The following is a 1,181-nucleotide window of genomic DNA, read 5'->3' as shown; positions in this document are numbered from 1 at the left end:
GTATCCGCGGTGGTTAGTATCAGTGCTTTATCATGGGCGCGGATATACGGGTACCAGAATATCAACTGGTTATCCATCGACTACGCCTGTCGGCCTCGCCTTAGGTCCCGACTCACCCTGGGAAGACGAACTTGACCCAGGAACCCTTAGTCATCCGGCGGGAAGGATTCTCACCTTCCAATTCGTTACTCATGCCTGCATTCTCACTCGCACACACTCCACGCCGCCTTACGGTAACGCTTCAACACATGCACGACGCTCCCCTACCCAATACAAAAAGTATTGCCGCGGCTTCGGCGGTGTGCTTGAGCCCCACTACATTGTCGGCGCAGGACCACTCGACCAGTGAGCTATTACGCACTCTTTCAAGGATGGCTGCTTCTAAGCCAACCTCCTGGCTGTCTTCGCGATCCCACATCCTTTTCCACTTAGCACACCCTTAGGGGCCTTAACCGGCGATCTGGGCTGTTTCCCTCTCGACTATGAAGCTTATCCCCCACAGTCTCACTGCCGCACAACACAATTAGTGGCATTCGGAGTTTGGCTGACATTGCTAAGATTGTAGTCCCGCTCAACCAACCAGTAGCTCTACCTCCACCAAGCTAATGCGACGCTGCACCTAAATGCATTTCGGGGAGAACCAGCTATCACGGAGTTTGATTGGCCTTTCACCCCTACCCACAGCTCATCCCCGCAGTTTTCAACCTACGTGGGTTCGCGCCTCCACAGCATCTTACTACTGCTTCACACTGGCCATGGGTAGATCACCCCGCTTCGGGTCCAGGACATGCCACTAAACACCCCATGAGGATTCGGTTTCCCTACGGCTACCCCACACGGGTTAACCTCGCGACATGCCGCTGACTCGCAGGCTCATTCTTCAAAAGGCACGCCATCACACACAACAGGTGCTCTGACGGATTGTAAGCACATGGTTTCAGGAACTATTTCACTCCCCTCCCGGGGTACTTTTCACCATTCCCTCACGGTACTCATACACTATCGGTCACACTGAGTATTTAGGCTTACCGGGTGGTCCCGGCAGATTCACAGCAGATTCCACGAGCCCGCTGCTACTCGGGCAACCCAACAACCCATGCATTGAAGCCTTCAACTACGGGACTATCACCCTCTACGGTAGGCGTTTCCACACCACTTCACCTAACAACAACACACAAGCA

1 rRNA gene is annotated in these 1,181 nt (G+C 53.9%); it reads right to left on the bottom strand.

The features are described 5' to 3' along the window. Positions 1-1,181 (bottom strand): 23S ribosomal RNA (locus HMPREF2792_RS13120); the annotation flags it as partial.

This window comes from Corynebacterium sp. HMSC068H04, from assembly GCF_001811255.1.
Taxonomy (GTDB): Bacteria; Actinomycetota; Actinomycetes; order Mycobacteriales; family Mycobacteriaceae; genus Corynebacterium; species Corynebacterium hesseae.
The sequence above is the reverse complement of the archived record's forward strand: the minus strand, read 5'-3'. Positions and strand labels throughout refer to the sequence as shown.